This is a genomic window from Streptomyces sp. ITFR-16 (assembly GCF_031844705.1).
Classification (GTDB): domain Bacteria; phylum Actinomycetota; class Actinomycetes; order Streptomycetales; family Streptomycetaceae; genus Streptomyces.
Genome location: NZ_CP134609.1, coordinates 7,839,572 through 7,855,497 on the forward strand (window position 1 = coordinate 7,839,572; position 15,926 = coordinate 7,855,497).

Consider the following 15,926-nt stretch of genomic DNA (forward strand, 5'->3'; position numbering starts at 1 on the left):
ACTCCTGCACGGTCGGCCCTCCACCGCTGCTCCGACCGCACCCCAATCACCACCGGCAGCCGGGCTCAGTCGCCGCGCGCCTCATCGACCAGGGACACACCGGATGGGTTGTTCGGGGTGGTGGTGCGGTCGTGGGTGCCGGGGCGGATCGTGGGCTGATGGAAATGACCGGACGTTGCGGTCGCGGTGACCGATGCCATGGTCAGTGGATTGGCCTGGATACGGCCCTGCCCGATCAGGGCCGCAGCCTTCTCCGTCTCGTCCTTCGGCACGGGCACCGACCCGTCGTACGAAGGGATGCCGACATGCCACACGGCCTCAGCACCTCCGCTCGCCGCCCGGCACACGGAAAGCGATCACGGCGACATCGTCGCGACGGTCCTCGGGAAGCCGCAGAAGCTCAGCCACGAACCGTTCGGCCACAAGAGCACGGGAGCGCAACGTAGCCGCATGCCGAACGAGCAGAGCCAGCCCGTCACCGATGTCCCTGCGCGGATTCTCGATCAGCCCGTCCGTATAGAGCACCAGGGTGTCACCCGGCCCGATTCGATAATGACTTTCGGTACGGGACACCTCGGGCAGCACACACAACGGCGGGTCCGTGCCCTGCCGGCGGCCAAGAAAACGCGGCGTGCCCAACCCCGGCACCAGCAAGGGCGGCGGATGCCCCGCGTTCGACAGCGTCGCCTGCCAGCTCCCATCGCCGACCGGACGCAGCACGACATGAACAGCGGTGATCAGCGGCGCGATATCCAGCCCCTGCGCCACCAGGTCGAGCCGGGCAAGAGTGGCCGCGGGACCCGCCCACCCGGCGTCATAGGCGAACCCCCGCAGCATGTTGCTGATCTTGCCCATCGCCGTGGCCGCCATCAGATCATGGCCGGCGACATCACCGATCGAAAGAGAAACCGACCCGTCACGAGTCCTGACGGCGTCGTACCAGTCACCACCGATCTCGGCCGAGGAATCGGCGGGCTGGTAGGCCGCCGCAAGCTCGGCACCCTCCACGGACGGCGGAGGAAGAAGGAACGACCTCTGCAGGGTCAGAGCCGTCTCCCGCGCGCCCTGCAACTCCAGCGTGCGCTGCACCGGGTCCTGGACACGCCGCAGGATCTCGTTGAACAGATCGAGATCCGAACCGCTCGGGGGCGGGTGCCCCTGACAGGTCGAGGCCGCCACGAGCGCCACGACCCGCTCATCCGCGACCAGCGGAGCGACGAGCAGGCTGGTGGCACCGGCCTGCTCCATCCAGGCCCTGGACGCGCCGGACAAAAGATCGGCGGGCGGCTGTCCGGCCGGAAAGGTGATGAGCACGGACTTCCGCGTCGCGATGGCCCGCTCCGCCTGCCTGCCGAGCGCGAAGTCGTCCGGCAGTGGTCCGAGCGCCGGGAGCCCCGGAGCCAGCGCCGCCTGCGCTCTGGCCATTGTGTGCTCCATGCCCGACAGGCCGTGCCATGTTCCGGCCTGCGGATGGAAGACCGCCAGCGCGTCGAACAGGTCCGGCACCACGGCCCGGGCCAGCCTGCTGAAAACGTCCGGTACGGTGCCCGCCGTAGGAATGGCCGCCACGCGCGCCAGCAGCCTCTCCTTCATCTGCTCGCGCCACTCCTCCTCGGCGTCGCTCACCGTGCCCACCCACTCCACGACCTCACCGTCCCGGAGCACCGGCACCGCGATGATCTTCACGTGCCGGTAGCGGCCGGAGTCGTCCCCCACCCGGACACGGATCATCGCGTCCAGGAGCGCCTTGCCACGGCGCGTGGCACGCCACTGTGAGGCGAACCAGAGCCGGTCCTTCGGATGCACCGCGTCCATCCAGGAGGCCGACGAACCGGCCTCCGGCTGCCACAGGCTCTCCCCGGCGACCCCCAGACGGCCCACAAGCGTGGCGACCTTGCCCTCGGGCGTCATGAGCCAGACAACATGCGGGATGGCGGACAGCAACGCCTCATAACGCGCGAGAGCCCGGCCCGCGACATCGGTGACACCTTCCTCGACCGCCGCGGCAGAAGTGCTCAACCGCCTGCTGCCGAGCAGACCGGCCACCAGAAGTACAGCAGGACCGAACCGGCTCGTCACCGGTACCGCGGCGACCAGACACGTCCGGTGAACCACACTTCCCGAACCCGTACGCACAGCGAGGTCCACCAGGACACTCGAACGCTCCGTACCCGGCAGATCCAGCGCCCGCAGCAGCGGCCGGAACTTCGCCGCAGACAGCGCGACCCCCGCCTCCTGGCCGAGGCTCCAGAAGCCGAACAGCTCCCTGAACGGACGGTTGCACTGCCGCAGCACCTGCCTGCGCCCAGTGACCAGAGCCAGCCCGACCGCAGCAGACCCAAGAGGAGCGACCCCGAAGAAGGAGTCGGCGGCGGAGAACGAATGCGTGGACACCCATCCAGCATTGTTCAAAGCCGCGACGCTGACGAGCCGGAGGCTGCCGAGCGATGCTCACCCCGGCAGCGCCCCCGCACAGACAAGGGCGGCCCGCCCACCCCCACCTCCCTCACTAAACGTGTTTATTGACCCGACTTCCGGTTACAACAAGTGGCTACAGGCTGTCAGTACCCGACGGAAGGCAGAAACATGACCTTCATCAACGTGCTCGTCCTCGTCGCGGTCCTCGTCCCCATCGCCCTGCTGGCACTGGCCCCCAGCGTGCCCGCCCGGCGCAACCCGTTCCCCGGCCGCCGGCCCGACCGCACGCGGCGCCGTCCCACCGCGACGCGACCGAGCGAGATGCCCCACCAGCAGACGAACAGGCACCACGCCCGCTGACCTCGAAGCGAAGCACACGCCCGACCATACGGAGGGCCCGTCCCGCCGAGGACGGGTGCCGCCGGGCCAACGGGGGCCGGGGCCAGACGCACGCGCGGAGACCCACAGCGGTCGGAAGCAGCCGATGATGCTGAGAAATAAGGCCGTGTCGAAGTCCGGGCGGTTGATGCATCGCTCGGCTGTGTCGCGCTCCTTGTCTGCCTCGTGGTCGAAGGGCAGCCGGGGCCTTGTCGGTCCGCCGGAACGGGAATCACTACCCGCCGTGGTGGTCCGGTCACCGGCCGCCCCGCTTCGGCGCCCGGTCCGGCGGCAATGAGCGTTTTCAGCGTTGCCTCTCCAGGGTGAGGACGGCTTTGGTGATGACGGTCATGCGGTTGGGGCTGATGCGGGATCTGCGGAAGATTTGCCAGGACTTGAGCCGTGCCATGCCGCGTTCGACGGGTGCCCGGGCTGCGGACAGGGCCCGGTTCCGGGTTCGGTCGGTGGGGGCGAGTTCCCCGCCTGGCGGGCGGCGCTTGGCTGTGGTGACCCAGTCGCCGGCACCGATGTAGGCCATGTCGGCGAGGACCGGGACGCCCTGGCGTTCGCAGATCCGAAGGATCCTGTGGGCGCGGGCGGCGGTCAGATCGTGGGTCCGGCCCGGCAGCGCGGGCGAGATCCACAGGATCTCTCCGGCTGGGTCGGTGACGACCTGCACGTTCACCCCGTGCCGCTTGTGCTTCGCCGAGTAGTCGGCCTTGCCGTCGCCGACGCGGTCGCACTCGGCGAGCGTGCCGTCCAGGAGGACGAATTCCGGGTCGTGCGAGCGCAGCGTCTTGAGCAGGCCCGGTGCCTGGTCGGCGAGCAGGCCGGTGACGGAGGTGACGTAGGCATGGGCGGTGCCGACGGATATCCCAAAGCCGGCGGCGATGCGGGCGAGAGTGTCGTGGCGGCGCAGGTACACGAGTGCGACCAGCGCACGACGGCGCGGCGGGAGTTTGCACCGGCGGTCACCCTCACGGATGACGATGAGCATCGCGACCCACTCGACCAGGGCGTGAGGCAGGTCGAGTGCGGCAGGATACGGAACCAACAGGGCTCCTGTGCTGCTGAGTTGAGACGTCGAACACCTCCCTCAACGGCGCGGGAGCCCTGTCCGTTGCGCACCCCGACCTTCACACCGCTCCGTCACCCGATCAGTGGCCACGCTGAAAACGCTCAATGGCTCTGTCCGCGCCCGCTGCGCATCCGTCAACGACACAACCGGACCAACGATCAGATGATCTGAACGAAACGGCCTAGGCCGCCCGGCGGCCCGTCCGCAGCTCCCGGCCATTGGCCAGGCCCTCCGGGTCCAGCGACAGGGAAACGGCTGCCGTCGCGCCGACATCCGCGAGGCTCTCCGAGTCGGGCAGCAGCTCCACGCCGTCCGCGTCGGGCCGGTGGATGAGCACGGGGACGTACTCACGGGTGTGGAAGGCGTGCCCGGCCGTCGGGTCGTTGCCGTGGTCGCCGGTCACGATGAGCCGGTCGCCCGGTGCGTCGAGCAGGGCGACGAGCGCGGCCAGGCCCGCGTCGGCCTGTTCCAGAAGACGTCCGTAGCGCTCGGTGTCCTGCTGGTGCCCGGCCAGATCCGTCTCCTGGATGTTGGAGACCACCAGGCCGTCGCCGCGGGCGCGCACCGCTTCGAGGGTGTGCGTGAGGACGTCGGCGGTGTCCACGGCCGGGTGCCGGACCGCGGCCTCGCAGGCCAGGATGTCGGCGGCCTTGCCCACCAGGGTGACCGGGATGCCCGCGCGGGCGGCCAGGTCGGGGAGCTGACGGGTGTGGTCGATCCGGGCACCCAGGTGCTGCACTTCGAGGCCGCCGTTGCGGTAGAAGCCGGTGGCGGGGGTGTCGAGGCCGACCGTGCCCTCCTCACCGGCCCGTACGAAGCGCTCCAGCGGGCCGTCCGCATGCCCGCCCACGGCGATGACCCGCGCCACGGGAGCGACGGCGCGCACCGTGCGGGCCACGGCGAGGATGCCGCCCGGCCCGTCGAACGGCAGGTCCTCCAGTCGCCCGGAGGCGTTCCAGTTGATGCCCGGGTCGGCCTCCAGGTTGTCGTGGACCAGCACCGAGCCGTCGACGACCAGGAGCGGCCTGCCGTCCAGCCGGCCGACCCGGTGACCGGCCGCTTCGAGTGCGGCGGTCACCTCGTCGATGTGGTCGGCGAGCCGGGCGACGGTCACCCGGCTGAAGTCGGCCCCCATCATGGTCTGGTGGCCGGCGAAGGTGTCGGCGCCCGGATAGCCCAGGGCGGCCCGGCCCGCAGCGACGGGCAGATGGGTGCGCCGGGCGAGATCGGGGTGCGAGTGGACGAGGCCGAGGCCGAGCGAACCCAGCACGGGCAGCCGCAACGGGCGGCCGAACGCCTCCCGGCAGTGGTCCAGCACATGTCCGCAGGTGTCGGCGGTCAGATCGCCGGGACGCGCGGTGCCCGCGTCGGGCATGGCGCCGATGCCGAATCCGTCGATCACGACGATGACGGTCTTGGCCATGAGGTGCCTCCTCAGCTCAGGGACCGGCCCTGGGCGTCGTACAGACCGTTGAGACGGGGCGTACCGGATGAGATTCCGGAGACGACGGCGACGGTCGAGCGGGTGACGAAGATCTGGGTGCGGAAGGCGAGCAGCGCGGTGTCGCCGATCTGGGCGTCCTGTCCGGGGGCGGGCGCGTCGAGCAGCCGGTAGTAGTCGATGTTCTCGGCGGGCGCGTCCAGCACGTTCAGACGTGCCCCGGTGCGTGGCAGCAGGGCGCTCTTGATGCGGGAGCGGGCGTAGAACCCGCCGCCGAAGACGGCGGGGCGGCCGTCGTCCAGGGTGTGGGCGACCTCGGTGACGTACACGTAGGCGGGGGTCTCGGGCTGCGCCGGGTCGAGCGCGTGCAGCGGGGTCGTGCCGGTCAGGGCGTGGCCCGGCTCGCCGTGGGTGGCGCCGAGGCCGGCGAGCAGCGGCAGGGAGGCCATCGAGGTGGCGCTGGGGGCGCTCAGCCTGAGGTCCGTATGGCCGCGGCCGGTGAGTGTCTCGCGGGCCTTCAGGGCGAGGGCGAAGTTGGGTGTGGCGTACGGAGCCCCGGTCGCCGGGTCGCACAGCACGCAAGGGAAGGCGGTGACCCCCGCGATCCGGATGCCGGGAAGCCGTTCGGCGGCGTCGGCGAACGCGTCGAGCCGGTTGAGCGGGACGCCGCCCTCCTGGCCGGGGTAGACGCTTCCCTCGGCGCCTTCGAGACGGATCAGGATGTCCTGGACGAACCCCAGCCGCCTCGCGGTGTCGGAGACCGCGCGGGCGTTGTCCAGGTCGTAGACGGTGACGGTCTCGGGACGCCACGCCAGCATCTCGGGCAGGGCGCGGCGCGGGATCTGGACGAGGTGGCCGAGGTTGCCGGCACGGGCGCCGGAGGCGTGCAGGGTGCGCGCCTCCGGCGGGTCGATGGCGGCGTACCGGGGGATGTGCCGGGCGACGGCCCGGATCAGTTCCGGGTTGCGGCCGAGCTGCTTGACGACGAACCAGAGGGAGAGGCCCAGCCGTTCGGCCTCGGCGGCCAGCAGTGCGGCGTTGGCCTCGACGGCGTCCAGGTCCATCACATAGGTGTCCGGCGGGATCGCGCCCTCGTCATGGAGTGCGGCCGCGGCCTCGACGAGCCCGGGATTACGGGTCAGTACGGTGTCGAGAAACACGGTCAGTGGTCCTTCGGGTCGTTCAGCGCGGCCAGTGAGCGGCGCAGGATCTCGATGACGAGGTCCGCGCCCGCCCGCATCGGGTTGATGCGCACGGTCCAGTCGGCCAGTTCGGGGGAGTCGTCCAGGGCGGAGCTGGACATCCGGTAGAAGAGCGGCGTGATCTCGTAGCGGGAGTTGGAACCGACGGGGTACGGAGCCGCGCCGAAGCGGGCGGCGACGGCGGGCAGTTCCCTGGCGACGGGCCGGTCGAGCCGGACGAGCAGGCACCGGTCCTGCGCGTTGGCGAGCCGGACCTCGGCGACCCCGGGCACCTCGCCCGAGGCCAGCCGCTCGGCGACCTCGGCGCCGACCTGGGACTGCACGGACCACATGAGCGGTACGTGGGTGAGCGCGCGCAGTGCGTCGAGCGCCTGGTGCCCCTGGACCTGGCCTCCGCCGGAGTAGTTGTCGCGGCGGATGTGCTCGATCAGGTCGCGGGCGCCGACGACGATGCCGACGCCCTCCGGACCGTGCAGCTTGAACAGGGAGAAGCAGGAGGCGTCGGCGCCCAGTTCGACCCCGGCAGCCGGAGTGCGCATCACGGCGTAGTTGTCGTCGACGAGGGTGCGGACGCCGGCGGCCCGGCAGGCGGAGAGGACCCCGCCGGGGTCGTACGAGTCGGCGAGCCGCTGCCGGGTGTGCTGGACGTAGGCCCAGCGGAACCGGCCGGATTCCAGGGCCTCGCGCAGCTCGTCGGGATCGTTGAAGTCGGCCTCGACGGTCCGGACCCCGAGGCCGCGCAGCGTGACCTCGGTGGTGCGGTAGACGGGCGCCCGGTGGATGAGGAGGGGGTCGCCCGGCCGGACGGCGGCGGTGAGGGCGGCCCGGATCGCGCCGGTGCCCGCGCCCTGGACGAAGGCGGCGCCTTCGGCACCGAAGAAGTCGGCGAGGACGGACTCGACGCGGGCGGTGGTGGCGGGGCGTCCGAGGCCGGGCACGACCCCGGCGTCGGTGGCGAACAGCTGAGGTCCCTCGAAGTGGCGGGCGGTGGCCTCGATGAGCCGGAACTGCCGGGCGACGGCGTCGGCCGGGGCCACGGTTGCCAGCGGGAACGTCCGGGGGAGTACGGGGTGCATGGTCAGCTCTCTTCCACGTTCGCGCCGCTGAGGAAGCGCAGCGGATTGCGGCGGGTCAGCAGGTCGATCAGGTCGTCGTCCACGCCTGCCGCACGGGCCTTGGGCAGGAAGCTCCCGAAGAGGTGGCCGTAGCCCTGACCCCCCTCGGAGGCGAGATAGCCGTGGCGGGAGATGTCGCAGCTGAGCAGGGCCCGGTCGGCGTGTCCTGCCTCCAGGAGGGCGAGCAGGAGCCGCAGCCGGACGTCGTCGCTCTGGTAGCCGTCCTTGCCGACGGTGTCGAACGCGACGTACGCGCCGCTCGCGGCCAGCTCCCGGTGCACCGCCGGGTCGTCCAGCAGGTCCTGATGGCCGAGCGAGATCCGGTGCGGGGGCAGCCCCTCGCCGGTGAGCAGTTCCAGCTGGGCGAGGCCGCCGCGGCCGAGCTGGGCGTGGGTGGCGACGGAGAGCCCGGTGGCGAGCGCGGCCCGCGCCGCGGCGCGGAGCACCTTGCTCTCCGGCGGCGTCGGGATGTCCCCGTGGCTGCCGATCTCGCCGAGGACGCCGGGGCGGATACCCGTCGCGCCGATGCCGTGGTCGATCTCGTGGACGAGGGTGGCGGTGAGGTCCCCGACGCTGCCGCGGTCGATCTCGGAGGTGTGGAACGGCTCGTAGTACCAGCCGGTCGCGGCGACGACGGCGACCTGGGCGTCCCGGGAGATCCGGGCCAGGGTGCGCACGTCGCGGCCCATGCCGCGGCAGGTCAGCTCGACGACGAGGGCCAGTCCGTACTCCTCGCGGAGTGCGGCCAGTTCGGCGGTGACGGCGGCGGCGTGCCGGCCGGCGGCGAGCACGGCGCCGCCGTCACCCCGGTGGTCGAGGTCGAGGACGAGGTGTTCGTGGGCCAGGGCGGGGCCGCGTACCGCGTCGGGGGCAATGTCTCCGAGGACGGTACGCAGCGCGGGGGCGGGGCTGTTCATCGTGGGGGAGTCCTTCGCGGGTCGGCCTGCGTGATCCGGGGGAGTGGGGCTATCCCTTGATCGGTGTGAACAGGTCCATCCAGTACAGGAGGTTGAGGAGGATGCCGCCGACGATCACCGCGGCCGGTGCCGCGGCCATCCGGACGACGGGCCGGCCCATCGCCTCGTTCAGCAGGTAGAGCCCGCCGACGACGAGGATGCCCAGGCCGCCGCCCATGGCGTTGGCCGCCATCAGCGAGCCGAAGAGGATCGCCAGCTGGAGCGTCTCGCTGATCGCGCTGCGCAGATGCTCGGAGGAGTCGCGGACGCTGGGCAGCCGCCCGAGGAGCTTGCCGATGTAGGACAGGGCCAGCACCTCGGCCGCGAAGACCAGGGCGCCGACGATCGCGGCGAGGAACGGGTTCGGCATCAGGTAGCCGATGGGGTACACGAGGGTGAAGCCCGCGATGCCGTACGCGCCGGAGGCCAGCGCGGTGGTCGCGATCAGCGGGATGAAACCGAAGACGCGGTAGAAGTCGACCTGCGCCGCCTCGGAGTACTGCCCCTTCGCGATCAGGAAGCTGGTCGCCTCGCCACCGCCGAATATGTGCATCTGGGCGAGCACACAGACCCCGGCGCCCAGCACCATGAACAGGGGCAGGTACCTGCGCAGCCGGGCCGCACTGGCGCTGAAGAGCGAGGCCATCGGGTCGTCGCCCTCGACGACGGGTTCGCTCACGCCCGCGGCCCTGTCCGCCTTGCGCTGGGCGAGGTCCTTGGCGACGGCGAGACCGATGAGCATCAGCACACCGACGGCCATCGCCAGCGCGCCGGCGAACATGTTGGGCCACAGCTTCATGGTCATGACGACCAGCGCGAACTCCAGCAGCCCCGCGACGCCGCCCCACTTGCGGCCGAACTGCTTGGTGATGGCCAGCACCGGGAACAGCGTGAAGAGGAAGAGGATCGGGGTCGACATCTGCTGCATGGCGGTGATGAAGTCGACCGGCAGGTCATGGGCCACGTTGTTGGCCCCGTCGAGCCCGAAGACGACGACCGCGCCCCAGGCGCCGCCGAGGATCGGCGCGAGCCACTTCTTCGGCGACAGCATGCCGAGGATGTCGGTGGGCAGGAAGAGGAGCCAAGGGTTCAGCACACCGGTGGACAGGGCCATCGGGGCGCCGAGCCCGAAGATGAACCCGGCCGAGAGGCCGAACGAGACCGCCGTCGTCGCGCTGCGCGTGGTGCGCCCCTGGATGAAGTCCAGGAGGAACGGGCGTACGCCGTCGTTGAAGACGGCCAGCGCCATGTGCGCGATGTACGCGGTCAGCGCACAGAGGGCGATGACGGTCAGTTGCTGGGCCAGCGAGAAGTCGAGGCTCGTACCGGCTGCGAGTGTCGTACTCACGGGGTCACTCCTTCGTGCCCGGGGCGATCAGAGCGGGGTGGCTGGGGTCAGCCGCGGGCGGCGATGGCGCGCGCCATGAGGGGGGCGATGGTGTCGATCTGGTCCATCGAGAAGCCGAAGACCTTCTTGCCCTCGTCCAGCAGGGCGGTGATCTGCTCCTCGGTGGGGACACTGCGGCCGAAGGTGTGGCAGACGGCGCTGCCCATCAGGCCGACGAGGACGCCGAGCGAGGCACCGGCGCCCGTGTGGCAGGTGCCCAGGTAGTAGTCGGCCTGGGCGACGCGCAGCTTCATCGCGGCGTCCATGTCGCTGGAGGCGGTGACCTCCAGGCCCTCGATGCCGAGCTGCTTGATGGTGTGGGTGACCTCGGTTTTGCCGACGCCGCCGGCGAGGATCTTCGTCATGTCCTGCTTCTTTCCTGGTGGTTCGGACCGGCCGAACCGGTCCGGGGGACGGGGTGGTTCAGGAGGATGGGGCGGCGGGTGTCTGCTGCGCCAGTACCGCGAGGTGCATGCTCAGGAAGTTCACCTCGGACTCCGGGAGGGCGGCTCCGAGCTCGCGCTGTGCGCGCTCGGCGACGGTACGGGCGCGGCTGACGGCCTCGGGGTGTCCGGCCAGTTCGGCGGCGACCTGGTCGTCGGTGAGGAACTGCTCGATGGCCTCGCCGTTCAGGAGCCGGGTGAGCGCCATCATCAGGTGGCTGGTGAGCATGCCCGCGGTCGCCTCGGTCACGGTGTTGCCCTCCGCCTCCAGGGCGGCCAGCTCGGCCGTGACGAAGTCGGCCACCTCGGGCTTGATCTGCCCTCCTTCGCGGAAGAGCTGAATCCGCAGGGCCAGCTGGTCGTCCATGGCGGTCCTCCTTAAATCGACAGTAACCAGGATTTTGTATTTTGATGAGGTCGAAGGTCCCGTCGTGGCAGGACCTTCGACCTGCCACGACCGGCCCGCCGGCCGGGGCTCAGTACGAGGGCAGGCGCGTGCCCTCGATCACCTCGCGCTGGAGCGAGGTGATCAGTGAGAGATCCAGGGAGTCCCGGACGGCGGCCAGGGCCTTGGCCCCTTGGGTCCGGCCGATGACGGCCGCGCTCGAGTTGCGCAGCGACAGCTCGCGGGTGACCTCGTCCCCCAGCGGAAGCACGTCGACGCCGAACCCGAGCCGGTCCTGCACCTCGTCCAGGTTCCAGACGGTGGCGTCGACCTCTTCGCGGGCGAAGAGGTCGCGCAGCTGCATGTACGAGGCCTCCAGCAGCTGGATGTCCGGGCGCCCGGCGAAGACCAGGTCGACCAGCATGCGCAGATCCTCCGACGCGTGGTCGACCGCGACCCGCAGGCCCGGGGTGTCCAGATCCACGCCGTGGCGCAGGAGCATGCCGTGCGCGCCGACGTAGGTGGCCGGCCCCAGGTCTGCCACCAGCTCCACCGGGTGCTCGGCGATCAGCTCGTCGGCGGCGAAGCGGGACAGGACGACGAGGTCGACCTTGCCTTCGAGCAGGGCGGCGGTACGGGCCCCGGCGCCTCGCATGAACGTGATCGCAAAGGGCGCGCCCGCTTTCTCGAAGGCGCCGCGCAGTCCGGTGGCGAGGCCCTCGTACCGGCGGGAGTACGGCAGGGGCATCGCGGCCAGCAGTGTCCCGAGCCCGGAGAGCCGCCAGAGTATGGAGCGGTCCGAGCGGGCGAGAAAGGTGCCGAGGTGCCCTCGGGCGGTCGTCCTGATGGCGCCGGACTCCTCCAGCAACTGCAGGGCCGCCTGAACCGTGCCGTTTCCGCAGCCCAGTTCCTCCGCGTAGTCCCGCACCCGGGGCAGCCGCGTGTCCGGCTCATGGTTGAGCAGCAGGACCGCGAGCTGGCGGGCTGCCAGCCCGTTGCGCGTGAGGAAGCGGTCATCGAAGGCGTTCACAAAAGGAACAGTAAACAGGATTCTGGATATTGGCAAGGCTCCTTGCCGAACCGCAACCGGAGGGCGCATGGCATGGGCCAAGGGGGCGACGGGGAGGGACCAGCCGGAATCCGTCCGGGGCCGGCCCCGGACGGCGCTGGCCCGGCGGTCCGGGGCTTCTCCAGCTGCGCGCGCTGCTGCGGGATGGTGCACCCCGGGCTGTGGGCTCGGCGGAGCGGTAGCCGGAGGGCGGCCGCTTGTCCGCTTCCCGGCAGGACGCATCGGCTCGGCCGACCGCGGCAGGGGTTCGCCGACGCGCTAAAGGGTGTTGCAGAAGGTTCGGCTTCGGCAGGCTGAAGTGGCGGCTGGCCTGCTGTTTCACCGTGTCATGGCGAGGTTGTGCATGGTGGCGACGGCTTGGACCGCGTGGTGAAGGCCGTCTCCTTTCTGGCGGCAGTCTCGCGGGATCTTTTAGTTCTTCATCCGGGCGAAGGTGTGCTCGACACGGGCTCGCACCCTTCGGTGCTCGGCGTTGTCCTCCTCCTGCCCGCGCAGGAGGGGGCGGCCGGCTCTCCTGCGGTGCGGGACGATCAGGCCGGTGCCGGGGTAGGCGCCGTCCGCAATGACCGTCGTGCCCGCCGCCAGAGCGGGCAGGCCCGACTCCCGCCAGACGTGAGCGTCGGCCTTGTTACCTGGCGCCGGCCGGGCCGCCGCGACGACCAAACGGGTGTCCGCGTCGATGATGACCTGCACGTTCGCCGAGAACCGGTAATTGCGGTACGAGGCACCAACCTTGCGGTCACGGACCGGAATGAGGGTGCCGTCCACGATCCACAGCCGCTCGGTGTCCGCCACCGGCCGCGAAGCCCGCTCAAGCGCCGGCAGCGGACCAAGCCGCTGGATGACCCGGCACACCGTCGCCGGCGAGATGCCGAACAACGGCGCCGGCTGCCGCATCGTGAGGTTCGTGCGGTAGTACACGGCCACCAGCAGCACCCGGTCCGGCAGCGGCAAACACCACGGCCGGCCGCCGCCGGGCCCGTTCCCGCCCCGCTCGCGCACCGCCTTCACCAGCTTCGCGAACCGGTCCATCCGCAAGCCCGTGAACGTCTCCACCCACAACGGCTCAGCCCTCAACACCCCACCCGTACAGGCAAAATGCCCAGAACACAGCCTTCTGCAACACCCTTTAGACAGCCCTGCGAGGCCGACGCGGGCCTGGAAGTCGACCGGAGTGCGACGCAAGGAAGTGCTGAGAGCTCTGGGCATCTTCCAGCGGGCTGCTGTCGGTCAGCTCTGGCGGCGGATGCTGCGCCCCACAGACTGGCACGACCGGATCACCAGAGACATCCTGAAACGCGTTGAAGAAGGACGGGCCCGGTCCGGGTGGTGACGCGAATCGGGTCGGGGCACAAAATGTGGGTGCTTACGGAAAAGGGCCACGGCAAGCCAGGACGCTGCTGCCGAAGTCAGTTACGGGCATACCCAGTACGCCGACCTGTGCGAAACCTTCCCGGACCGTTGTTGCAGCACGTCCCGCACGCCAGCCGCCACCCCGGCTGCGCAGGGAGCCGGGCATAGAACGGCGCCCAGCCCTCGTCCTCCTGAGGGCATCCAGGACCCATGTGTGAACACGGATCCGAACACCCTTTGGCCGCACTGTACGTGGAGATCGCCAACAAGGTCGGCGAACACGATGCCTCGGCAGACCGCCACCGCTCAGCGGCTTGGGTCTGGTCTGTCTCGCCGCGGTCGGGCTCCATCCGCAGCGTTTTGGACGTCCGGACCGCGAACGCACTCTCCAGCCCCAGGGGCCAACCGCCGAAGGACTTCCGGAGCCGATCACCAAGAGAACGGACGAGCCGGAGCGATCGGCGCGGACTCCTGCGGAGCGGCTCGCGGAGGGAAGGGAAAGCCGAGCGAAGAGAGGTGTGCGGGTGTGCGAATGCGTGCGCCTCGGCGCATCATTCCTCAGCTCCTTCCCCGTTGCCCGCTGGTCCGGCCGGGCAATATCAACGTAATGCGGAAGCTGACTGAGGGGGCGATATATTTTCGCGCATCTCCCTTCGGAGTAGCCCAGCCGAGCGGCCGAGTTCGGCCATATTTTGTGCGGGCGGCTCTACCTATCCGGTTCGTCGGTCGTTTGTGATGCGGGATCAGTTCCGGGTTTCCGATAAGAGATCAGGTCGCCCGGCTGGCAGTCCAGCGCTTCACAGATTCGGGTCAGGGTGGAGAATCGGATGGCTTTGGCGCGACCATTTTTGAGGATCGAAAGATTGACGACGGTCACGCCGACCTGGTTCGCCAAGCCCGTAAGAGTCATGCCACGTTCGGCCAGGACGCGATCGAGGTGCACCTCGATCGCGTGGCTTTCCGAAGTTGCGCCGCCGTCCATCAGATCGTCGCCTCGATGTCCTCGCGCATCGCGGTGCCCGCGCGCACGATCCGCGCGAAGGTCAGCAGCCCGAGGCCGACGAGGGGCGACAGGAGGGGGACGTCCCACACGTTGCCCGGGGAAGCCCCGTCCGCAGCCGCGAGCGTCGCCAGCAACGCCGCCTGGGACGCGGCCTGGGCTGCGGCCGCGACCAGGCCGCCGACCAGGGTCCACCAGCCGAGGACGCGCAGGCGCGAGGCTGTTCGAGCGGTGTAGACGCCCTCGCGGGCGGCTCCCTGGAGCAGCCGATTGAGCAGCCACAGGCCGCCGAGGGCCAGGATGACCGGCGGTAGGGTGCCCGCCGCCTGAAGAAGCTTCTGGCCGGCAGAGGGGTCCGTGGTGCAGTACCGCGGAACCGAGGAGACATCGACGCCCGCCTTCGGGCCGAAGACCGTGTCCATCCCAGCCCCGTCGGCGGACATACCGTCGGAGGTGACACACACGCTGCGGCCCAGCCCGCCGAAGTGGATGTCATCGACGAACAGGCTCAGTACGAAGCCCAGTACGGCCACGCCTATCACCACCCGCAAGGCCACCGACACCACACCGAGAAGAGGTTCGAGCATCTTGCGCTGTTCAGTCATGACCACCATCACCTTATCGTTCCTCGATAGTATCGAGGAACGATAAGATGATCGCCCCATCGGACGCAACCCCTTGCCCTGCGGCCCGCTGCAACACCCAGGCAGGGCCCGGGATTGCATATCCTCCCCGTCAAGCCCTGCGGGAGCTGAGGACGTGGGGCGGCAGGAAGGGCACGGGGCGCCGGTCGCAGTCCAGGTGCCGTGCTCTTCGTTGCTCCTCGTTCGAGCGGAGGTGAGTCGGCAGCCCATGCCGGCGGTGGGCGGTGGCGCGGTTGTGCCAGTCCAGGACCTGCTCCCGGGTGAGCTGCGCCGCAGCGTGAAGAGGAGGGGCCCGAGGCTATGGGTGCTTGACGATCAAGTTGGAGTCGGTTGCGATGCGGCCCAGACGGCCGTCCTTCGGCTCGGGGTGCAGGACGGCCGTCTGCGGCGGGCCGCTCCAGGACGGTGCGGCCCTACCTGGTCGCGCCGGACTCGTCGGTCACGGCCGAGCGGGCGGGGCCGGAAGTCGGTCCAGCCCGCCCCCGATAGTGGGACCTCGCTGATGCCATTACCTTATTCTGTCCGTGTCGCGGCGTATGTATCCATTCGTGGGTGAGGCGGCGGGCGATTGGGCGCCGTTCCGGCGTTGGTCGTGCCCACGGCCCGGGGGCCGTCGGATGATGTGACGGGGGTTGTCCCGCAGAGGAATCTCTCCACTGTGGTCGCTGAATGGATCGCTACCGCTGAGGCGGTTCTTCCTCCCGAACAGAAGGGTGTCCGACACATGAGCATCATGACTTGCGCAGGTGCCCGTGGGCGTGCTGTTGGGCGGCCCGGACAGCATGCTGGACACGGGTGCCCTGCGGTTGAGCACCGCGGGGTCCAGTCCGCGGCCCGGTCTGCCGGAGGGGCCGCAGTTCGTGCGGGACCAGGTCCTGTCCCAGCACGCGGCGCCCCGACTGCTCGTCAGCAACGGCTCGCCCGCTACACAGGCCGAGGTCTCACTGCCCAGAAGCCGGCCACCGATGAAGTCGACCATCTCGGCCCGTCCACGGTGGACTCGGACGTCTCCGCCCGGCCGCTGGGCCGCGCACCCCGGCCGGCTCGGGCCGCCCGA

At 70.2% G+C, this 15,926-nt stretch carries 13 protein-coding genes and 2 pseudogenes; 1 reads left to right on the top strand and 14 read right to left on the bottom strand.

What is annotated here, in order from left to right; all coding sequences use genetic code 11:
* Positions 1 to 92: 92 nt before the first annotated feature.
* A pseudogene (locus RLT58_RS34695) lies at positions 93 to 326 on the bottom strand (penicillin-binding protein); the annotation flags it as partial.
* Complete coding sequence (locus tag RLT58_RS34700; protein WP_311314330.1) at positions 319 to 2,394, bottom strand: SpoIIE family protein phosphatase; 2,076 nt, start codon at positions 2,392 to 2,394, stop codon at positions 319 to 321. The gene RLT58_RS34700 and the pseudogene RLT58_RS34695, both read right to left, overlap by 8 nt.
* A 192-nt stretch (positions 2,395 to 2,586) precedes the next feature.
* Between RLT58_RS34700 and RLT58_RS34705 the strand changes: the two genes are divergently transcribed.
* Entirely contained in the window at positions 2,587 to 2,778 is a 192-nt protein-coding gene (locus RLT58_RS34705; RefSeq protein ID WP_311314331.1) for a hypothetical protein, read from the top strand.
* A gap of 322 nt (positions 2,779 to 3,100) precedes the next feature.
* On the opposite strand, the gene RLT58_RS34710 is transcribed toward RLT58_RS34705, so the two are convergent.
* The 12 genes and pseudogenes from RLT58_RS34710 to RLT58_RS34765 all read right to left on the bottom strand — a co-directional run bounded on the left by RLT58_RS34710 (position 3,101) and on the right by RLT58_RS34765 (position 14,830).
* The gene (locus RLT58_RS34710) at positions 3,101 to 3,850 is read right to left on the bottom strand and encodes a transposase family protein (protein WP_311314332.1); all 750 of its coding nucleotides are present in this window, start codon (positions 3,848 to 3,850) and stop codon (positions 3,101 to 3,103) included.
* Positions 3,851 to 4,055: 205 nt separating this feature from the next.
* On the bottom strand, positions 4,056 to 5,297 hold the full coding sequence (locus RLT58_RS34715) for a phosphopentomutase (RefSeq protein ID WP_311314333.1): 1,242 nt from the start codon (positions 5,295 to 5,297) through the stop codon (positions 4,056 to 4,058).
* Positions 5,298 to 5,308: 11 nt separating this feature from the next.
* Entirely contained in the window at positions 5,309 to 6,475 is a 1,167-nt protein-coding gene (locus RLT58_RS34720) for an alanine racemase (protein WP_311314334.1), read from the bottom strand.
* A 2-nt stretch (positions 6,476 to 6,477) separates the two neighbouring features.
* Complete coding sequence (locus tag RLT58_RS34725; RefSeq protein WP_311314335.1) at positions 6,478 to 7,593, bottom strand: aminotransferase class V-fold PLP-dependent enzyme; 1,116 nt, start codon at positions 7,591 to 7,593, stop codon at positions 6,478 to 6,480.
* A gap of 2 nt (positions 7,594 to 7,595) precedes the next feature.
* Positions 7,596 to 8,549: a phosphotriesterase family protein gene (locus RLT58_RS34730; protein WP_311314336.1), complete on the bottom strand. Its 954-nt coding sequence runs from the start codon at positions 8,547 to 8,549 to the stop codon at positions 7,596 to 7,598.
* A 49-nt stretch (positions 8,550 to 8,598) separates the two neighbouring features.
* Positions 8,599 to 9,936 (bottom strand): YhfT family protein, encoded by a 1,338-nt coding sequence (locus RLT58_RS34735; protein WP_311314337.1) that lies wholly within the window; start codon positions 9,934 to 9,936, stop codon positions 8,599 to 8,601.
* A gap of 47 nt (positions 9,937 to 9,983) precedes the next feature.
* Positions 9,984 to 10,340, bottom strand: coding sequence for a DUF2620 domain-containing protein (locus RLT58_RS34740; RefSeq protein WP_311314338.1), 357 nt, complete (start codon positions 10,338 to 10,340; stop codon positions 9,984 to 9,986).
* A gap of 58 nt (positions 10,341 to 10,398) precedes the next feature.
* Entirely contained in the window at positions 10,399 to 10,785 is a 387-nt protein-coding gene (locus RLT58_RS34745; protein WP_311314339.1) for a PRD domain-containing protein, read from the bottom strand.
* A gap of 109 nt (positions 10,786 to 10,894) precedes the next feature.
* Positions 10,895 to 11,833 (bottom strand): GntR family transcriptional regulator YhfZ, encoded by a 939-nt coding sequence (yhfZ, locus tag RLT58_RS34750; RefSeq protein ID WP_311314340.1) that lies wholly within the window; start codon positions 11,831 to 11,833, stop codon positions 10,895 to 10,897.
* A 357-nt stretch (positions 11,834 to 12,190) separates the two neighbouring features.
* Positions 12,191 to 12,904: pseudogene (locus RLT58_RS34755) on the bottom strand (transposase).
* A 1,027-nt stretch (positions 12,905 to 13,931) separates the two neighbouring features.
* The gene (locus RLT58_RS34760) at positions 13,932 to 14,207 is read right to left on the bottom strand and encodes a helix-turn-helix domain-containing protein (protein WP_311314341.1); all 276 of its coding nucleotides are present in this window, start codon (positions 14,205 to 14,207) and stop codon (positions 13,932 to 13,934) included.
* Positions 14,207 to 14,830, bottom strand: a complete 624-nt coding sequence (locus tag RLT58_RS34765; RefSeq protein WP_311314342.1) for a DUF2975 domain-containing protein — start codon at positions 14,828 to 14,830, stop codon at positions 14,207 to 14,209. Before RLT58_RS34765 ends, RLT58_RS34760 begins: the two co-directional genes overlap by 1 nt.
* Positions 14,831 to 15,926 lie beyond the last annotated feature (1,096 nt).